This window comes from Paraburkholderia gardini (genome assembly GCF_907164545.1).
GTDB classification, from domain to species: domain Bacteria; phylum Pseudomonadota; class Gammaproteobacteria; order Burkholderiales; family Burkholderiaceae; genus Paraburkholderia; species Paraburkholderia gardini.
On the sequence record NZ_CAJQZB010000075.1, the window covers coordinates 1 to 1,852 of the forward strand.

Annotated in this window: 2 protein-coding genes and 1 pseudogene; 2 read left to right on the top strand and 1 reads right to left on the bottom strand. The window is 64.4% G+C overall.

What is annotated here, in order from left to right; all coding sequences use genetic code 11:
- Positions 1 to 167 precede the first annotated feature (167 nt).
- Positions 168 to 1,022, bottom strand: a complete 855-nt coding sequence (locus LPA37_RS27610) for an oxidoreductase (protein WP_228979331.1) — start codon at positions 1,020 to 1,022, stop codon at positions 168 to 170.
- 128 nt (positions 1,023 to 1,150) lie between these two features.
- Between LPA37_RS27610 and LPA37_RS27615 the strand changes: the two are divergent.
- Both LPA37_RS27615 and LPA37_RS27620 read left to right on the top strand, forming a co-directional pair.
- A pseudogene (locus LPA37_RS27615) lies at positions 1,151 to 1,399 on the top strand (SH3 domain-containing protein); the annotation flags it as partial.
- A 259-nt stretch (positions 1,400 to 1,658) separates the two neighbouring features.
- On the top strand, positions 1,659 to 1,852 hold a 194-nt coding region (locus tag LPA37_RS27620; RefSeq protein WP_229014258.1), incomplete at its 3' end, for a hypothetical protein.

Here is a 1,852-nt window from a genome sequence, read left to right on the forward strand (position 1 = left end):
GCTTCAGCGCCTTACTCTGGTCCCATGCAAGGTACTTGCGGTCGACCAGAGTTGGCGCTTCAGCGCCTTACTCTGGTCCCATGCAGTACTTGCGGTCGACCAGAGTTGGCGCTTCAGCGCCTTACTCTGGTCCCATGCAAGGTACTTGCGATGAAAGTAAGCGCGGATCAGCGCTCGTTTTCCGGGAAGTCCGCGCCGACGGTCGTCGCTTCCCATGCATCGAAATCTCCGCGCAGCAGATCGATCTTGCCACGCGCGAGGTCGAGCGCCGTCTTGCCGAGCAACAGGCGCAGCGGCGGCCGGTCGGACAGCGCGGCATCGATGATCGCCTGCGCGGCGCGCACCGGATCGCCCGTCTGGTTACCGCTGCGCGCCGCCGTCTGCTTGCGGCGCTCGCCGGCCGTTGCATCGTAATCGGCAATACGTGTGGCGGATTCCTTGATCGACGGCCCGGCCCAGTTCGTGCGGAACGGTCCCGGTTCGACGATCAGCACATCGATGCCAAGCGGCTTCACCTCCAGCGCAAGCGATTCGGAAATGCCCTCCACCGCGTATTTCGTGCCGTGGTAATAGCCCGTCGCGGCAAAACTCGCGATGCCGCCAATCGAGGAAACGTTGACGATCAGGCCGCTGCGCTGTTTGCGCATCTGCGGCAAGACGGCTTTCGTCATGTCGACGAGACCGAACACGTTGGTCTCGAACATCGCGCGCACGGCGTCGTCCTCGCCTTCCTCGATCGCGGCAAGATAGCCATAGCCTGCGTTGTTCACGAGCGCATCGATGCGGCCGAATTGCTGCGTCGCCTGCGCGACAACGTGATCGATCTGCCCGCGCTTCGTGACATCGAGCGGGAGCACCAGCGCGCGTCCTTGGTGACCTTCAGCGATGTCCTGCACTTTCGAGGCATCGCGCGCCGTGACGACGGCGCGCCAGCCGCGCTCCAGCACGAGTTTTGCCAGTTCACGGCCGAATCCGGTCGAGCAGCCTGTAATGAGCCATACGGGATCGTCTCGATTCATCATGGGAGAACTCCTGTGGGTGTTGGGGGACAAACAGGAATGCGGGACGCGACGGGTCGGGCGCGCTCCGTGCCAGTCACTACGGTAACAAAAAACAGGACTTCGCAACGGAGTCCGTCATGGGAGGAACAATGCGAAAGCCGTTTATCAGTGGCCTGTGCGCAGGCGCGGCGGCACTGCTGATATTACCCGGGACATCTTACGGACAGTACGCGCAGGCGTACACGAACAGTCCCGTGAACCTGTACGCCGGGCCATCGCAGGAATATCCGGTCGTCTCGCAGTTGCCGGCCAGCGTGCCCGTGCAGGTGATGGGGTGCGTGAGCGGCTATTCGTGGTGTGACGTCGAGGTTTCGAACGTGCGCGGCTGGGTCTATGGCGCGAATCTCAGTTACCCGTATCAAGGCAGCAGCGTGCCCATCATGACCTACGGACCGACCATCGGCTTCCCGATCGTGACGTTCTCGATTGGCACGTACTGGGGGCGCTATTACCGCGATCGTCCGTGGTATCACGACGAGCCGCGCTGGGAGCACCGACCGCCACCGCCGCCGCCTCGTGGACGCCCGCCTGGATATGGTGGGCCACCGCCCTCGCATGGCGGGCCGCCTCCGGGACACGCTGGACCGCCGCCCTCACATGGTGGGCCTCCTCCAGGGCACGCTGGACCGCCACCCTCACATGGTGGGCCTCCTCCAGGGCACGCTGGACCGCCACCCTCACATGGTGGGCCTCCTCCAGGGCACGGTGGACCGCCACCCTCACATGGTGGGCCTCCTCCAGGGCACGGTGGACCGCCACCCTCACATGGTGGGCCTCCTCCAGGGCACGGT

Excerpts from the sequence above, each read along its gene's own strand:
- LPA37_RS27610 (WP_228979331.1), bottom strand. The coding sequence starts at position 1,022 with ATGATGAATCGAGACGATCCCGTATGGCTCATTACAGGCTGCTCGACC.